Genomic DNA, 16910 nt, shown 5'->3' on the forward strand with positions numbered 1-16910 from the left:
GCATTGGGCAGAGTGGTGGTTCACTGGTACCGCACGCCGATAGTTTAGGTGTGATCATTTCCTTGCCCGCGTCCCTGACCGCGGACTTAGCGCACAAGCGTGCCGAGTATGCTGGTCCGGAAATGCCTGTTGTACCTGCCCATGTCACCTTGGTGTCAGGGCGGACTAAGGAATCGTGGGCTGCGGCGGCAGAGCATGTGCGCCGTATTGCCGCAGACTTTGCTCCGTTCCATCTTTCTTTACGGGGTACCGGGACCTTTGAACCCCTCTCTGCCGTGGTGTTCCTCAACGTTGACCTGGGCGCTGAAGATTGTGCCGAGTTGCACACCAAGCTGCTACAGGGTCCTCTGGAGCATTTGCTTGAATTTGAATTTCACCCGCATCTGACCATTGCCCACGATCTGCCCGAGGCCACCATGGCCAAGGCCAAGGCCGAGATGGCAGGTTTTGAAGCGGACTTTGAGGTGGTCAGTATTGGGCTCTACAACTTCATTGGAGGTAGCTGGGCGCTGCGCGAGGAGCTGATTCTTGGAGGAACTTCCAGAACCTAGCCGTGCCCAGCTTTCAGGACATTTTCCGGGATTTTTGGCACCGGGTATAGCTGCCAAACGCCCCATGGCCGCCCCGGAGAAGCCCCCGCCCAGCCCCTTGGACCGCGTTGGCCTCGCGGCGTGGACCGTGGAGAAACGCGAATCCTTTCGGAAGGCGCGTGCCAGCGGGAACCAGTTTGCACAGCTGAGCACACTGTTTCAGTGGCTCAACGCTTGGGCGGGGCAGAGCTTTGTGGTCCGGGTATGGAACTTGTACACGCGCCGCCGCGGCCCCCTCCTCGCCGCAGGCAACGCCTACCTGATGTTCTTCTCCGTCGGTGCCATGCTGGTTGCCGGGTTCGCCATCTTTGGCATATTCGCGGCCGGCAATGATGTTTTGCGCGACGCCGTGATCGAGCTGGTTGCCGAGAGCACGCCCGGGCTCATCGACACCGGTGCTGGAGGGCTGGCCACGCCAGATCAGCTCCTGGGCACTGGCGGCTTCGGAGCGACACTGCTGGTGTCTTTGGCCGCCTTGTTAGTTACCGCCATGGGCTGGATCAACGGCCTGCGTGAAGGCATCCGGTCCATTCTGGGCTTGGCCAGGGACCGGACCAACCCGGTCCTTTCCAAAATGCGCGACGGCGGGACCCTCCTCGTGCTGGCCGTGGCACTGGTGCTGACCAGCATCCTTGGTTTGCTGAGCACGGCAGCTATGGGCAGCGTGAGCGAATTACTGGGAATAGGCTCGTTCTTGACCGGTGCGGTGGCACGATGTAGCTCGATGGCCTTGATGCTCATCTTGGATGTGGCCGTAGCCATGGTCATGTTCAGCATCGCCTCCAGGGTGCGCATGCGGGGTCGGGTCCTGATACTGGCGGCCCTGTTTTCCGGTGCAGGCGCCACCGTCCTGCGGTTTTTCAGCGCCCTGCTCCTGAACGGAATCACCAATAACAGACTTTTGGCACCCTTTGCCGTGATCCTGGGTTTGTTTGTCTGGTTCTTCCTTCTCAGCCAGGTGTACTTAATCTCGGCGGCTATTGCGGCTGTTTTGGCGGCAGATCTGCGTCCCCGCAAGGGTGCCCGTTAGTTCCTGGTCCGCCGTCATCTCTTGTCAATGCTTGGTAGCTCTGAACTAGTATGAAGTGAAGTAATCGAAGGCATTCAAAAGCCCCGTATCTGAGTGTGGGATGTGCAAGCAATACAGCGGGCTTCATCATGAACGCGAGAGTATCCGTTTTGCCTAAGTCGGCCAGTATTTCACCGGATGGAATAATTGCATATGTCAAGAATGAGCTTGCGGCACTCGGCGCTGCGACGGCGCGAGTTTCTGGGCCGTAAGCAGCTTGTGGAGCAGGTGGTTTCAGATATTGGACGGCCCGGCTCAAACCTGCTTCTGGTAGGCGCAGGGGGAGTGGGTAAGACCTCGCTGGCTGTCCATTCACTTGAGAAGCTGTGCAGCCAGACTCCAGGGCTGCAGGTGATGGCTTTTGCCGCGACGGAGGCAACGCGACGCACCCCTCTGGCCGTATTTGACTCGGTGTTCTCAGAAGAGAACCACCTTGATACTCGGCGCCCGGAGCGTGTGGGTGAATATATCATCCAGTCCTGCCTGGACCACCTCGCTGGGCTTGAAGGCCGGGCCGGCGCAAAAGCCGGGCGTCTGATCATCCACATTGATGATGTGCCGCTACTGGACCAGATGAGTGAAGCGGTTCTGGAATACCTCCTCTCCCGCACCGATGTCCGGGTGATCCTCACCTGTCGGAGCACTCCTGGCCCGTCCGGGACACTTGTCCGGGCGTGGCGGGACGGAACTCTGCGGCGCATTGACGTCCCTGAGCTCTCCCTGAGCGAGACGGGTGAGTTTGCCGCCAACATTCTCCCTGATCGGGCCTTTGCGGTGGAAACCGTTGAAAAGTTGCACCAAATGACCGGCGGGAATGCTCTGTTTCTGCACGAACTTCTCCGTGTGCTCAAAACCTCTGAGCAGCTGCAAATGCGGCAGGGGCTGTGGGTTTGGGCAGGAGAATTACCGGCAGGCACATCACTGGCTGATATTCTCCGCGTTGAAATTGAACAGCTCTCAGCGGAGCAAAGAGCCGCCTTTGAGATAGTGGCGCTGTGTGCTCCTGTGCCGCTGGACTTACTTGGCCGGCAAGTGAGCCTGGAGGCTCTTGAGGCGCTGGCTGAATCCGGACTCATTAGACTTTCCAACAACTCGGCAAACCTAGGGCGAATCGTTTCACTCACGCACCCCATTTTTGGTGAGGCCATGGAAGGTCTGCTGAGCCCGGCCCAATGCCGAAGCCATTACCTCGCCCTCTACACGGCCGCCATGGCCCGCTACGCCCAGCAAGCCCCTCAGGGGGTGGCACCGGCAAGGCCACAAGCAGCAGTGCCACAAGCATCAGGGTCGCAAGCAGCACAATATGTCTGGACGGGGGACATTTCCGAGTTACTCACGGTGGTGGGGTGGGCGCTGGATGCGGGCACTGAGGTACCTATGTGGTTGTTGGCGGAAGCCTTCGGATACGGGCGCATGCTCACCGACTATGCCTTCCGTATCCGCACGGCCACCTTGATCCTGCGCCATGCCGGGGCGCCTGCCACGCTCCGAGCCCAGGCATTCATCAGCCGGATTGAAGCGCAGCGCTTCAGCAACAATCCGGAGGCCGTTTCCGCCGATGCTCAGCGTGCCCAAAATACTGTGGTGTACCTCCCCGACGGAGAGCAACGCAACGCCTTGGCCGCCGATCTGGCAACGGTGCTAGCTGATGCGTATGTACTTCAGCAGGGCCGATGGGAGGATGCGTTGAAGGTCCTGGACTGGGCAGAAGAACTTCTAAGTTCCTCCAAATTGCCCGTTCAGGCTGCAAAAATTCGCCTCCGCGCCTCCCGGGGAATTCACCTGAGCTACGGCGGCAACATGTTGGAATCCGCCCGTGTGCAAAGCGAAACCCACAAGGCCACCCGCTCAACACCGCATTTTCTTCCGCTGGCATCTACCAGCATCATCTCTTTGGGTCAGCGCGGGGAGGCAAAACAGGCACGCGCCCTCGCCCGAACACAAATGACACATGCTGTGAGATCCATGAGCAAGTACCCCCTTGCGGCCGGTGAAATTATTGGCGCCTGGTGCCTTTCTGACATGCTCACCGGTAACGTCCGCGAAGCCTCGTTCATTTACGGGCTGATGAACACTGCCATTTCACGCAACCCCGGACACGTGCAGATACGCAAGACTCTTGTGGCTTTTGGCCAAGGACTGCTGGCGTCCATGAATGGTGAATGGCCGGCGGCAGCACAGAACCTGACCTTGGCCTGTGCTGAACTGGAGGACTTTTCCGGTACCGGCTCTGAGGGCATGCTCCTGGCAACCCTTGCGTTGGCCCATGCCGCCAACGGCAACCACGTGGCCTCCGCCCAAGTGCGTCAGCAACTACTCAACCGCACCACGGGTGAGAGCCGCCTACTGGAACTACCCTCCCGCTATGCGCTGCTCCTCGCGGCAATGTATGCGCCTAACGGAGGCGAAGAAGCGGAGGCACTGGCGCTCATTGAGCTGGCTGGGACCTTCGACTTTGCGCTCATGGAGTTGCGGGCGCTGCACCTTCTGGCGTGCTGTGCGGGCGGAGGGCTCACCCCCGAGCAGCTTGACAGAGCGCGGGGGCTGGCCCGCGGCATGGACGCGCCGCTAGCGGCCCCACTTTTGGCAAGCTGTGAGCACATTGTTGCCGGCGGTGTTCCCAGCCGCGGGGATGCAGCCAGACTGTTGGCGCGCCGCGGACTTTTTGTGCCAGCAACCCCGCTGCAAATTCTCACGCCACGTGAACAGCAGCTCGCCTTTCTCCTGGCCTTGGGCTACAGCAATAGCCAGATCACAAAGAAGCTTGTTATCTCCAAACGAACCGCTGAAACCCATGCCGTGAAGATCTATCAGAAGTTGAACATCAAGTCCCGCGATGACATTGCCGAGGCCCTGGATGAACTCGAGGCCACCTCCCGCTAGTGTCAGCGCAAGTACGACGGCGCGGGCTCACCTTTGCCAGCGTGAGCCCACCTCCCGGCGTCGTACTGTGGGAAATGGGGGTAAGAAGTACAGGAAACACAAAAGCGCCGCCCCCACAAGGGGAGCGGCGCTTTGTAGTTCGGCAACTACTAGATCTGGCGGGCCAGGATGGCCTGCTTGACCTCGGCAATGGCCTGGGTGACCTGGATACCGCGCGGGCATGCTTCGGTGCAGTTGAAGGTGGTGCGGCAACGCCACACACCTTCCTTGTCATTGAGGATCTCCAGACGCATATCTCCTGCGTCGTCACGGGAGTCAAAGATGAAGCGGTGCGCGTTCACAATGGCTGCCGGGCCGAAGTACTGGCCATCGGTCCAGAAGACGGGGCAAGAAGACGTGCACGCGGCGCACAGGATGCACTTGGTGGTGTCGTCAAAACGCGCGCGTTCCTCAGCGGACTGCAGACGTTCCTTGGTGGGGGCGTGGTCGCGGTTGACCAGGAAGGGCATGACCTCACGGAAGGACTGGAAGAACGGTTCCATATCCACAATCAAGTCCTTCTCAACGGGCAGGCCCTTGATGGGCTCAACCGTGATGGGCTTGGACGTGTCCAGGTCTTTCAGCAGGGTCTTGCAGGCCAGACGGTTACGGCCGTTGATGCGCATGGCATCGGAACCGCACACGCCGTGCGCACAGGAACGGCGGAAGGACAGCGAGCCGTCCTGCTCCCACTTGACCTTGTGCAGGGCATCCAACACACGGTCGGTGCCGTACATGGTCATGGTGAAGTCTTCCCACTTTGACTCTTCCGAAAATTCGGGGTCGTAGCGACGCACACGCAAGGTGACGTCAAAAGTTGGGATTTCTCCGCCGCCACCGAGGTGGACAGGCAGTTCAATCTTTGATGCCGGCTCCGGCAATTCAGCTTCTACGGCGCTCATTAGTACTTCCTCACCATGGGCTGGTAACGGGTAACAACAACAGGCTTGGTCTCCAAACGGATACCAGCAATGTGCTCCTTGGAGCTATCTGCCGTGACACCGGAATCAAGATAAGCCATGGAGTGCTTCATGAAATTCTCATCATCACGGTCCGGGAAGTCCTCGCGGTAGTGACCGCCGCGTGACTCTTGACGGTGCAGGGCAGCAACCGTCATGACCTTGGCCAGTTCCAGCAAGAAGCCCAGCTCAACAGCCTCAAGTAAGTCAAGGTTGAAGCGCTTGCCCTTGTCCTGGACGGTGATGCGGGAATAACGTTCTTCGAAGCCGGCAATATCGCCAAGAACCTTATTCAGCGAATCGGCGGTGCGGAACACCTGCATGTTGGCGTCCATGGTGTCCTGCAGTTCCTTGCGGATCGCAGCTACCTTTTCGCCGCCGTCGGAGGTCCGTATGTGGTCCAGCAATGCGCGGGTGTCAGCTTCCGGGTTCTGCGGCAGCTCAACCCAATCGGCACCCTTGGCGTATTCGGCAGCAGCTACACCTGCGCGCTTGCCGAACACGTTGATATCCAGCAGCGAGTTGGTGCCCAAACGGTTGGAGCCGTGGACCGAAACGCAGGCCACTTCACCGGCTGCGTACAAGCCGGGGATGATGGTGTCGTTATCCTGCAGAACCTCGGTGGTGATGTTCGTAGGAACACCGCCCATGGCGTAGTGGGCCGTGGGGAACACGGGAACAGGCTCCGTGTACGGTTCCACACCCAGGTAGGTGCGGGCGAACTCGGTGATGTCCGGGAGCTTGGCGTCGATGTGAGCCGGTTCCAGGTGGGTCAAATCAAGGAGAACGTAGTCCTTGTTCGGGCCACAACCGCGGCCTTCACGAACTTCGTTGGCCATGGACCGGGCAACTATGTCACGCGGGGCCAGGTCCTTGATGGTGGGGGCGTAACGCTCCATGAAGCGCTCACCCTCGGAGTTGCGCAAGATTGCGCCCTCGCCGCGGGCGGCTTCGGAGAGCAGGATGCCCAAACCGGCAAGGCCTGTCGGATGGAACTGGAAGAACTCCATGTCCTCCAGCGGGATGCCCTTGCGGAACGCGATGCCCATGCCGTCGCCGGTCAGGGTGTGGGCGTTGGAGGTGGTCTTGAAGACCTTGCCTGCGCCGCCGGTGGCCAGAATCACCGACTTGGCCTGGAAGATGTGCAATTCGCCTGTGGCAAGGTCATAGGAGACCACGCCGGCAATCTTCTTCTGCAGGTAGACGGTGCCGTCCTCGCGGGTGGCTTCCTCATCAACCGTCAACAGATCCAAAACGTAGTACTCATTGTAGAACTCAACGTTGTGCTTGACACAGTTTTGGTACAGGGTCTGCAAGATCATGTGACCGGTGCGGTCTGCTGCGTAGCAGGAACGGCGGACAGGAGCCTTGCCGTGGTCGCGAGTGTGACCGCCGAACCGGCGCTGGTCAATGCGGCCTTCGGGTGTGCGGTTGAACGGCAGACCCATCTTTTCCAGGTCGATCACGGCGTCAATGGCTTCCTTGGCCATGACCTCCGCAGCGTCCTGGTCTACCAGGTAGTCCCCACCCTTGACGGTGTCAAAGGTGTGCCACTCCCAGTTGTCCTCTTCCACGTTGGCAAGTGCTGCACACATGCCGCCCTGGGCCGCACCTGTGTGGGAGCGAGTGGGGTAGAGCTTGGTCAGGACGGCGGTGTGGGCGCGCTGTCCGGATTCAATGGCGGCACGCATTCCTGCGCCACCGGCCCCGACGATTACAACGTCGTATTTGTGGACCTGCATACTGGATGCTCTTTCTCTCTGTACTGCACTAAAAACTGGTGTTCACTTCTTGCCACCCCGGTAAGGGGACGTTCCTAAAACTAAGGAACGGGGCAGAAGGACGGGAGGTCGATGACCGCGCCGGGAGGGCAGGGATCAAAAGTGAAGATGACCAGGGTGCCCAAGACGATGATGACGGCGCTAGCCACATACAGGATTGTCTTGAGAGTCATCCGGGTGCCATTGCGCTCAGCGTAATCGTTGATGATGGTGCGCACACCGTTGGTGCCGTGCAGCATGGCAAGCCACAGCATGGCCAGGTCCCAGATCTGCCAGAACGGATCGGACCACTTGCCGGCAACAAAACCGAAGTCGATCGCATGAATGCCTTCGCCCAACATGAGGTTGACGAAGAGGTGACCGAAGATCAGAACGATCAGGACCACACCGGAGAGGCGCATGAACAGCCACGCGAACATTTCAAAGCTCGAATGCGATGCCTTGTTGCGCTTGTACTTGGGCGACTGCGCGCTGTTGGAGCGCGGGGACGCGATGGAGTTTGTACTCAATTTAGTTCCCTCCGAAGAAATTGGAGAAGACAATGGTGAGGTGACGGATCAGGAACGGAATCATCGTCACAGCCCACAGAGCGAGTACGCCCCAGAGCATCTGACGCTGGTACTTGGGTCCCTTTTTCCAAAAATCGATGGCAATAATGCGCAGGCCGTTGAAGGCGTGGAACACAATTGCTGCGACAAGAGCCGCTTCACCCAAACCCATAATGGGGTTTTTATACGCCCCAATGACTGCGGTGTACGCCTCAGGGGAAACCCTCACCAAAGAGGTGTCGAGAACGTGCACCAACAAGAAAATAAAAATCACTACACCGGTAATACGGTGTCCCACCCATGACCACATGCCTTCTCGGCCGCGGTACAGAGTGCCAGCTGGTTTTGTCGGCACTGAATAAACCTTCCCTGCGTCACCGTTGCGCTGGCGTGGTTCCACGCGGGGAAACGCACACGGCGTGAGCACTCATACTTGAGCCTAAATTTAGGCTTAGCTAACAGCATATTCAACTTAGGTACTCCTTGCTCTATGCATCAAATCACAACGGCGTTGCAATTTGGGAGAATTGGGTGAAGAAGGCAGGCCTCGTGCCGACTTTAATTGCCTTCATTTACCTCCGGCTACCACTGTCAGCTACGGCTGCGGTGGGCCCGGCTACAACAGCCCGGCATCCGCTTGTGCCACCGCCCGGCACAACCGGCATTACCGTCTTCTACTACCGTGGGTGGGTCTTTCGCCCTCGCCGGTGTGTTTGCACGGCGTCAGAAGGCTCTATTTGAAACGCATCGATTATGGTGGTCATGATGAATACGCAAAATTTGGTTGACCCCACACCGGCCTCGACCGACCCCTTAGATCGGTTTTACGCCGTGATTCCCGCTGGCGGAGTTGGTACCAGGCTCTGGCCGTTGTCCCGGGCTGCAGCACCGAAATTTCTCCATGACCTGACGGGCAGTGGCAGTACCTTGATCCGCGCCACCTTTGACCGCTTAGAGCCATTGAGTGGTGAAAGGGTGCTGCTGGTGACCGGAGATGCGCACCGTGAAGCGGTCTGCCGCCAGCTCCCGGAAATTTTGGACAAGAATTTGGTGTTGGAAACAGAGCCCAAGGATTCAGGAGCTGCCATCGGGTTGGCAGCGGCAATCTTGTACATGCGCGACCCCACAACCATCATGGGTTCCTTTGCCGCGGACCAGGTCATTAGCCCCGTGGAAAAATTCCAGGCTGCCGTGCGTGAAGCTATCTACACCGCAGCTACGGGCAAGATTGTGACCATCGGCATTAAACCGACCCATGCCTCCACAGGGTTCGGGTACATTCGCACGGGCGAGCCCTTGATTGTTGAGGGTGCCCCTAGCGCGCACACCGTGGTCAAGTTCGTGGAAAAGCCGAGCCAGGAAATCGCCGAGGAGTACCTTGCCAGCGGTGACTACAACTGGAACGCAGGCATGTTTGTGGCGCCGGTTGAGCTGATGCTCCGCCACCTCAAAGCCAACGAGCCTGGCCTCTATGAAGGCCTGATGGAAATCGCGGCCGCGTGGGACACCCCGGACCGGATTGCCGTGAAGAACCGCGTTTGGCCCACGCTGCCCAAGATCGCTATTGACTATGCGGTGGCCGAGCCTGCTGCTGACGCCGGTGACGTGGCCGTGATTCCTGGTGATTTTAGCTGGGATGACGTAGGAGATTTTGCTGCGATCGCACGCCTGAGCAGCGCTAAAGAAGATAAAAACGTCAAGGTCATTGGCGAAGGCGGACGAGTTTTCACGGAGGACAGCACAGGGATTGTGGTGACCGATACCAAGCGTGTTATTGCCCTGATCGGTATCCAGGACGTGGTGGTTGTGGATACCCCGGACGCATTATTGGTCACTACCAGGGCGCATTCGCAACTGGTAAAAAAGGCTGTTGACGGGCTCAAGGCCCGCGGAGATACCGACGTCCTGTAGTCCCCACGCCCTCCCGTTTTTTGGTCGCGGGCGACCAAAAAACGGGGCCCTCGGGCGCGTGGGCCCATCCACGAGCTCTCGACTTTTTGCTCGCAGGCGACCAAAAAAAGGGGCCCTCGGGCGCGTGGGCCCATCCACGGGCTCCCGATCTTTTGGTCGCAGGCGACCAAAAAACGGGGCCCTCGGGCGCGTGGGCCCATCCACGGGCTCTCGATCCTCAAGCTCGGAGTAATGCGGCGAAGTCAATGGGGTTCCCCGGCTCTGACGTGGTTAGAGTTTGATGTGTGCGCAATTACTCGTTGGAAACAGATGCAACTGAATTAGTAGGCCCGTGGCTGGAACCTGTGCTGGCCGAAGTCCTAGAGTTTCGCCGGGACCTCCACGCCCACCCGGAGCTGTCCTTTCAAGAATTCCGCACTACGGAGAAAATTTTCGAACACCTTGTGTCCGCCGGGTTGGCGCCCCGCCGCCTCGACGGTACCGGGGTCATTGTGGACATTGGGGAAGGACCCATTGCCACGGCGTTGCGCGGCGATATTGACGCACTGCCCATCGTTGAGGAAACGGGTCTGCCCTTCGCCTCCCGCAACCACGGGGTGACTCACGGCTGCGGCCATGATTTTCACACCGCCACCATGCTCGGCATCGCCTTGGTGTTGGCACGGATGCATGAGCACAGCCCACTCGGTGGCCGGGTCAGGATTGTTTTCCAGCCTGCCGAGGAAACCATGCCCGGAGGCGCGTTGTCCTGCATAGACCAGGGTGCCCTGGACGGCGTTCCCCGCATCATGGCGTTGCACTGTGACCCCCGTATTGAGGTGGGTAAGATTGGCACCCGGATTGGGCCCATCACCAGTGCCTCGGACACCATCAAGATCGAGCTCACCGGCCGCGGTGGCCATACCTCGCGCCCGCACCTGACCGAGGACCTGGTGTTCGCCATAGCACAGATTGCCATCAGTGTCCCGGCTGTGCTGTCCCGGAGGGTGGATGTGCGCAGCGGTGTCTCGGTGGTGTGGGGTCAGATCCACGCTGGTTCGGCTCCGAATGCCATTCCTGTGCACGGTGTCATGAGCGGCACCATGCGCTGTCTGGACCGTGAGGCGTGGCATGCGGCAGGTGAGCTGCTCGATGAGGTGGTCCAGCAGAGTGCTGCACCCTTCGGGGTGGACGTTCATCTGGAGCACACGCGCGGCGTCCCTCCTGTGGTGAACTCAGAGCATGAGACGGCGCTGATTGAAGCTTCTGCCCGCGCTGAACTGGGGGATGATTCAGTGGTGCTGGCACCGCAGTCCATGGGCGGCGAGGATTTTGCCTGGTTCCTGCAAGGCATTCCAGGCTCACTCATGCGGTTGGGCACGCACGTTCCGGGCGGAGAGGAATACGATCTGCACCGGGGCGATTACATTGTTGATGAACGGGCGCTCTCAGTAGGCATCCGGGTATTGTGTGCCGCGGCCCTGCGGACCCTGCGCGAGCCAACCGCCGCTTAGCTCGGCAGGGATTTTGCGAGTTGTGTAACAGTTACCCAACGATGGATGGCTGGACATGGTTGAGACTGGCCGCTGGCTGTGAAATCACACTAGGGTATGGGGTAGTGCCGCAATGCTGGGGTGTGTCAGGGTATTCGCTTTTGCTTCATCCTCTAGGTCAGCGTTGATCTAGTAGCTGGGCTTGATAGCGTTGCGTTGTCCATCAACCCTCCAGTGCGGCGATCAACCGATGGAGGAACTTTGAAAAATTTGCTTTTGAACACTGTCAAGCGCGGGGCCTTGGTGGGCACCATTGCGTTGAGTGCCACGGCACTGCTTCTGACAGGTTGTGGCGAGGCTCCGCCCGCCCCCGGTGGTGGCGAGTCGAGCTCACAAAACCCGGCCGCGTCTGACTTCCTTGGCTGCATTGTCTCTGACTCCGGCGGTTTCGACGATCAGTCGTTCAACCAGTCATCGTATGAGGGAATGCAGAAATCCGTTAAGGATCTTGGCATTAAGATGAAGGAAGCTCAGTCTTCCACCACCGCTGACTTTGCACCGAACCTGGCAACAATGGCCAGCGCTGGCTGTAACCTCACCGTGACGGTCGGATTCTTGCTGGCAGAAGCCACCGCAACGGCGGCCAAGGACAACACGGATCTGCACTACGCCATCGTCGATGACAATTCCATCGATCTGCCCAACGTCAAACCAATTGTGTACAACACAGCCCAAGCCGCGTTCATGGCTGGCTACGTTGCAGCCGGCGTCTCCAAGACCGGCAAGGTAGGCACCTTCGGTGGTATCAACATCCCCACCGTCACCATCTTCATGGATGGCTTTGCTCAGGGCGTTGACTACTACAACGAGAAGCAGGGCAAGGATGTCAAGCTGTTGGGGTGGAACGCCAAAACCCAGCAGGGCGTGTTCGCCAACACCTTTGAAATTGTCCAAGAGGGCACCAAGAACACCAACAACCTGATCGCCGACGGCGCTGACGTGATCATGCCTGTTGCCGGTCCGTTGGGCAAGGGTGCAGGAGATGCCATCCTGGCCGCCAATAAGGGCGGCAAGGATGTGAAGCTGGTATGGGTTGACTCCGACGGCTTCTTGACAGCACCCACCTACAAGGAGATCCTGCTGACCTCAGTCATCAAGACCATGGGAGAAGCAGTGGAGACCGTTGTCAAGGAAGATATGGACGGCAAGTTTGACCCCACGCCCTACATTGGCACCCTGGAGAACGGTGGCGTAGGACTTGCGCCGTTCCACGATTTGGACTCTGCTGTCAGTGCAGACCTCAAGACCCAACTTGATGACATCAAGAAGGGGATCATTGACGGGTCCATCAAGGTCGAATCTGCGGCCAGCCCGAAGTAGTAATGTGATGCGTGTGCTGGGGGTCGCCGGTGGCGGCCCCCAGCACACGCGTTTGTCAGCCGTGACCATTTTTTCGCAGACGGGCTAAAACGTTGAAACTAGAACTTCGGGGCATTACCAAGAGCTTTGGTACCCTCGTGGCGAATGACCACATCGACCTAGTGGTGGAATCAGGACAGATCCACAGTCTGCTGGGTGAAAACGGTGCAGGAAAATCCACGCTCATGAATGTTTTATACGGGCTGTATTCACCCAGCTCAGGACAGATCTTAGTTGATGATGTCCCCGTTTCCTTCTCCGGCCCGGCGGACGCCATGGCGGCAGGAATCGGCATGGTCCATCAGCACTTCATGCTTGTCCCGGTCTTTACTGTCGCGGAGAACGTGGCATTGGGAGCGGAGAGCACCTCCTTCGGAGGAGTTCTCAATCTTGGCGATACGCGGAGGAAGATTCGTGAGATTTCCGCACAATTTGGCTTCGATGTGGATCCCGATGCGCTGGTGGAAGATCTTCCCGTAGGGGTGCAGCAACGGGTGGAAATCATCAAGGCACTGGTACGGAACTCCAAGATACTGATCCTGGATGAGCCCACCGCCGTTCTCACCCCTCAAGAGACTGATGAACTCATGGAGATCATGGGACAGCTCAGGGACAGCGGTACCTCCATCGTCTTCATTTCCCACAAGTTGCGTGAGGTGAAGGCGATCTCTGACACCATCACCGTCATTAGACGGGGCAAGGTGGTTGGTTCTGCGCCCCCCGATACGTCCACGACAGAGTTGGCGGCCATGATGGTGGGACGCGCTGTGAACCTGACGTTGAACAAAGCCGATGCTACTCCAGGTGCGGAAACCTTTAAGGTCTCCAACTTGACAGTCATGAACGATTCCGGTCATCGGCTGCTCGATAATCTCTCCTTGAGCGTCTCTCAAGGGGAGATCTTGGCGATCGCCGGGGTGCAGGGCAATGGACAGACCGAATTGACCCAGGCCGTGCTGGGCTTACATAAGCATGTCCTGGGGTCCATCACTTTGGACGGAAAAGAGCTGGTAGGCAAAAGCGTTAGTCAGGTGCTGGAGTCCGGTGTCGGTTTTGTTCCTGAGGACCGCCAAGATGATGGCCTGGTCGGGGAACTTTCCATCGCGGAAAATCTGATCCTTGACCTTTATAAAAAGGCTCCGTACTCCCGTGGCGGAACATTGAACCGCTCCGCCATTGCCCAAAATTCTGTAGAGAAGGTTTCAGAGTTTGATATTCGAGCCCAGTCACCACGGGATGCCGCTCACACGCTTTCCGGTGGCAACCAGCAAAAAGTAGTATTGGCACGGGAGTTGTCCCGGCCTTTGAAACTCTTCATTGCTTCACAGCCCACACGCGGTGTTGACGTAGGTTCCATCGAATTTTTGCACAAGCGCATTGTGGCAGAACGCGATGCCGGAACACCGGTGGTCATTGTCTCCACCGAACTAGATGAAGTTCTTGAACTCGCTGACCGGATCGCAGTGCTCTTTGCAGGCCGGCTCATGGGCATTGTGCCTGGAAAATCCAGCCGCGCTCTGCTCGGTCTGATGATGGCCGGGCTCAGCGCTGAAGAAGCGTCGGAACAAATGCAATCGCAAAAAGAATCTGGAACTACCGGGGAAACCGGGGAAGGGGTGCAGCTATGAGCGGGCCTGAAGTGAACAAACCTGCAGAGGAAGCCGCGGAGCCTTCCAGCACATCAACCAGCACGTCAGTACCCGGAGCCCCCGGCAATCCCGGCACACCCGGTGTACCCGGAGCCCCGGGCTCTCCCGTGAAACCGGAGCGAGAAGGGGGTGGCAGCCAGCTGGTACGGGAAATTATGAGCGGTAACGCCATGATTTCTGTTCTGGCAGTAGTGGTAGCCCTTGTTATTGGTGGCATCCTCATCGCTGCCACTGATGCCCGTGTTACCACCGCTTTGGGTTATTTCTTTGGCGATCCCACCGCAACGTTCAAAGCTGTTTGGGCATCAGTTTCAGAAGCCTATGGCGCGCTGTGGCGAGGTGCTACCTATGATCCCGGCTCACGCACGTGGAAGGGGCGGCTGGGTATTTTTGAAACCCTCACCTTCGCCACTCCGCTGATCCTCTCAGGACTGGCCGTGACCTTGGCGTTCCGTGTGGGCTTGTTCAACATTGGCGCCAAAGGCCAGATTATTTTGGGTGCCACTTTTGCTGGCGCCGTAGGGTTCTTGATTGAACTGCCGCCGGGTATTCACTTGCTGGCCGTCATTGTGGCTGGTGCTGTTGGTGGAGCGGTTTGGGGCGGGATCGCAGGATTCTTGAAGGCACGCACCGGGGCGCATGAGGTCATTGTCACCATCATGCTCAACTACATTGCAGTGTCCTTGGTGCTGTATCTGCTCAAGAACCAGCTCAAAGACCCGAACAGTTCCAATCCGATCAGCCCACGCATGCATGAAAGTGCCATGTTCCCGCTGTTGCTGGGCCCTAACTTCCGTATCCATGCGGGGCTGATAGTGGCCGTGATCGCCGTGTTTGTTGTTTCCTGGCTGTTAGAGCGTTCAACCCTCGGTTTTGAGTACCGGGCCATTGGCGCAAATCCGCGGGCAGCACGCACGGCCGGCATGCTGGTTTCTCGGGGCTACATCACCGTCATGCTGATCTCCGGAGCCTTGGCTGGCTTGGCCGGTGTCACCCAGCTGGCCGGTACCGAAAAAATCCTCGATTCAGACATTGCCGGCAGTATTGGCTTTGATGCCATCACGGTGGCCCTGTTGGGCAGGTCGAAACCGTGGGGGACCTTCTTCGCCGCAATACTCTTCGGTGCATTCAAGGCCGGTGGTACTTCCATGGCCATCAATGCCGACGTCTCCATTGACATTGTTGCCGTGGTCCAGTCATTGATAGTTCTCTTCATCGCCGCACCTCCTCTGGTCCGGTCGATTTTCCGGATCAAGGTAGCCCGCCGTGTAGGAGCGAACACATGAGCATCATCGCTAAGAGTGAGACGCCTAAGGTTGCCGACGCGGTTGCCATCCGCAGCTGGAAGATGCCGATTCTGCTGGGCATACTGTCCTTGTTCTCCGTTGTGGTCTTTATTATTCTGGGACCGAGCGGCACGGCAACGTTCCGAATCTCCCAAGATACGGATGCGTGGCAGGTACCTGACCTGGTAGTTCCGGCCAAGGCCGTGGGCACCCTAGTTTCCATTATCGCCTTGGCCCTGACGTATTTGGCGTGGCGCCAAACCAGGGACTCCGGCAAGATCGCCAAATGGGTCATCACAAGTTTCTCCGTGGTTTTTGTCATTGGAGTGATGGTGTGGATCATTGGCGGAACCAGCACACAAAACATCACGCTGGTGGGCCTGTTTGCCGGTGCCATGCTGATCACCACCCCCATCCTGTTCGGCGCCATGTCAGGTGTTCTCTCGGAACGTGCCGGAGTGGTCAACATTGCCATTGAAGGTCAGCTGCTGGCGGGTGCCTTCACGGCCGCACTGGTTGCCTCAATTACAGGCAACGCCTATGCCGGGCTCATCGCCGCCGCCGTCGCCGGTGTTTTGGTGTCAGTGCTGCTGGCGCTGTTCAGCATCAAATATGTGGTGAACCAGATCATTGTTGGCGTGGTGCTAAACGTTCTGGTGTCCGGTTTGACTGGCTTCCTCTTCGAAAAAATCATGAAGACCAAGGTCGACGGCGCCACAATCTACAACCAGCCGGCTCACCTTCCCAACCTCCCGATCCCGCTGCTTTCTGAAATTCCCATCATTGGGCCCACCTTGTTCCGCCAGTCCATCATTGGCTACTTCATGCTGATCCTTGTCGCGGCTTTGTGGTTCGGGCTGTTCCGCACCCGCTGGGGATTGCGGGTGCGGGCGGTAGGCGAGCACCCCAAAGCGGCGGACACTGTCGGTATCAACGTCAACCGCACCCGGGTCATCAACGTGCTGGCCGGTGGTGCTGTGGCAGGAATCGGTGGCGCATATTTCACCTTGGTTGCGGTGAGCAGTTTTAGTAAGGACATGACCGGCGGGCTGGGCTTTATTGCCCTCGCGGCGCTGATCTTTGGCCGATGGAACCCCATCGGTGCTGCACTGGCAGCCCTGTTGTTCGGTGTGGCCGGGAACCTTCAAAGTATCCTCTCCCTGGCCGGTACCCCGATCGACGGCCAGTTCCTGGCGATGCTGCCCTACGCTTTGACCATTCTGGCCGTGTCCGGATTCGTGGGCCGTTCTCTGGCCCCGGCCGCGGACGGCGAGCCCTATATTAAGGAGTAGCGCGGTATGCCT

At 58.5% G+C, this 16910-nt stretch carries 13 protein-coding genes; 9 read left to right on the forward strand and 4 right to left on the reverse strand.

Annotated elements, in window-relative coordinates:
* The first annotated feature begins 50 nt into the window (after window positions 1-50).
* The 3 genes from ABIB48_RS07670 (at window position 51) to ABIB48_RS07680 (ending at window position 4542) form a co-directional block, all read left to right on the forward strand.
* The gene (locus ABIB48_RS07670) at window positions 51-551 is read left to right on the forward strand and encodes a 2'-5' RNA ligase family protein (protein ID WP_354212625.1); all 501 of its coding nucleotides are present in this window, start codon (window positions 51-53) and stop codon (window positions 549-551) included.
* Window positions 529-1620: a YihY/virulence factor BrkB family protein gene (locus ABIB48_RS07675; protein WP_354212626.1), complete on the forward strand. Its 1092-nt coding sequence runs from the start codon at window positions 529-531 to the stop codon at window positions 1618-1620. The genes ABIB48_RS07670 and ABIB48_RS07675 overlap by 23 nt, the downstream gene beginning before the upstream one ends.
* Before the next feature lie 192 nt (window positions 1621-1812).
* Window positions 1813-4542, forward strand: coding sequence for a LuxR C-terminal-related transcriptional regulator (locus ABIB48_RS07680; RefSeq protein ID WP_354212627.1), 2730 nt, complete (start codon window positions 1813-1815; stop codon window positions 4540-4542).
* A 149-nt stretch (window positions 4543-4691) separates the two neighbouring features.
* Here ABIB48_RS07680 and ABIB48_RS07685 read toward each other — a convergent pair whose 3' ends face one another.
* The 4 genes from ABIB48_RS07685 to sdhC form a co-directional block, all read right to left on the reverse strand.
* The gene (locus tag ABIB48_RS07685; protein ID WP_110104686.1) at window positions 4692-5483 is read right to left on the reverse strand and encodes a succinate dehydrogenase iron-sulfur subunit; all 792 of its coding nucleotides are present in this window, start codon (window positions 5481-5483) and stop codon (window positions 4692-4694) included.
* Window positions 5483-7282 (reverse strand): succinate dehydrogenase flavoprotein subunit, encoded by a 1800-nt coding sequence (sdhA, locus tag ABIB48_RS07690; protein ID WP_354212628.1) that lies wholly within the window; start codon window positions 7280-7282, stop codon window positions 5483-5485. The genes ABIB48_RS07685 and sdhA overlap by 1 nt, the downstream gene beginning before the upstream one ends.
* 80 nt (window positions 7283-7362) lie before the next feature.
* Window positions 7363-7830: a succinate dehydrogenase hydrophobic membrane anchor subunit gene (locus ABIB48_RS07695; RefSeq protein ID WP_110104684.1), complete on the reverse strand. Its 468-nt coding sequence runs from the start codon at window positions 7828-7830 to the stop codon at window positions 7363-7365.
* A 1-nt stretch (window position 7831) separates the two neighbouring features.
* Window positions 7832-8224, reverse strand: coding sequence for a succinate dehydrogenase, cytochrome b556 subunit (gene sdhC, locus ABIB48_RS07700; protein WP_110104939.1), 393 nt, complete (start codon window positions 8222-8224; stop codon window positions 7832-7834).
* A 410-nt stretch (window positions 8225-8634) separates the two neighbouring features.
* Between sdhC and ABIB48_RS07705 the strand changes: the two genes are divergently transcribed.
* The 6 genes from ABIB48_RS07705 to ABIB48_RS07730 all read left to right on the forward strand — a co-directional run bounded on the left by ABIB48_RS07705 (window position 8635) and on the right by ABIB48_RS07730 (window position 16898).
* Window positions 8635-9780, forward strand: a complete 1146-nt coding sequence (locus ABIB48_RS07705; protein WP_110104938.1) for a mannose-1-phosphate guanylyltransferase — start codon at window positions 8635-8637, stop codon at window positions 9778-9780.
* A gap of 284 nt (window positions 9781-10064) precedes the next feature.
* Window positions 10065-11273: an amidohydrolase gene (locus ABIB48_RS07710; RefSeq protein WP_354212629.1), complete on the forward strand. Its 1209-nt coding sequence runs from the start codon at window positions 10065-10067 to the stop codon at window positions 11271-11273.
* A gap of 240 nt (window positions 11274-11513) precedes the next feature.
* Window positions 11514-12632 carry a BMP family lipoprotein gene (locus ABIB48_RS07715; RefSeq protein WP_502914115.1) on the forward strand — a complete coding sequence of 373 codons (1119 nt, stop codon included), beginning with the start codon at window positions 11514-11516 and terminating at the stop codon, window positions 12630-12632.
* Between the two features lie 92 nt (window positions 12633-12724).
* A complete protein-coding gene (locus tag ABIB48_RS07720; RefSeq protein WP_354212630.1) occupies window positions 12725-14299 on the forward strand; it encodes an ABC transporter ATP-binding protein in 1575 nt (524 codons plus the stop codon).
* Window positions 14296-15606, forward strand: a complete 1311-nt coding sequence (locus ABIB48_RS07725; RefSeq protein WP_354212631.1) for an ABC transporter permease — start codon at window positions 14296-14298, stop codon at window positions 15604-15606. Before ABIB48_RS07720 ends, ABIB48_RS07725 begins: the two co-directional genes overlap by 4 nt.
* The gene (locus tag ABIB48_RS07730) at window positions 15603-16898 is read left to right on the forward strand and encodes an ABC transporter permease (protein ID WP_354212632.1); all 1296 of its coding nucleotides are present in this window, start codon (window positions 15603-15605) and stop codon (window positions 16896-16898) included. Before ABIB48_RS07725 ends, ABIB48_RS07730 begins: the two co-directional genes overlap by 4 nt.
* The last annotated feature ends 12 nt before the right edge of the window (window positions 16899-16910 follow it).

Source organism: Arthrobacter sp. UYCu511 (assembly GCF_040547105.1).
Taxonomy (GTDB): domain Bacteria; phylum Actinomycetota; class Actinomycetes; order Actinomycetales; family Micrococcaceae; genus Specibacter; species Specibacter psychrochitiniphilus.

Excerpts from the sequence above, each read along its gene's own strand:
- ABIB48_RS07680 (WP_354212627.1), top strand. The coding sequence starts at position 1,813 with ATGTCAAGAATGAGCTTGCGGCACTCGGCGCTGCGACGGCGCGAGTTT.
- ABIB48_RS07685 (WP_110104686.1), bottom strand. The coding sequence starts at position 5,483 with ATGAGCGCCGTAGAAGCTGAATTGCCGGAGCCGGCATCAAAGATTGAA.
- sdhA (WP_354212628.1), bottom strand. The coding sequence starts at position 7,282 with ATGCAGGTCCACAAATACGACGTTGTAATCGTCGGGGCCGGTGGCGCA.
- ABIB48_RS07705 (WP_110104938.1), top strand. The coding sequence starts at position 8,635 with ATGAATACGCAAAATTTGGTTGACCCCACACCGGCCTCGACCGACCCC.
- ABIB48_RS07725 (WP_354212631.1), top strand. The coding sequence starts at position 14,296 with ATGAGCGGGCCTGAAGTGAACAAACCTGCAGAGGAAGCCGCGGAGCCT.
- ABIB48_RS07730 (WP_354212632.1), top strand. The coding sequence starts at position 15,603 with ATGAGCATCATCGCTAAGAGTGAGACGCCTAAGGTTGCCGACGCGGTT.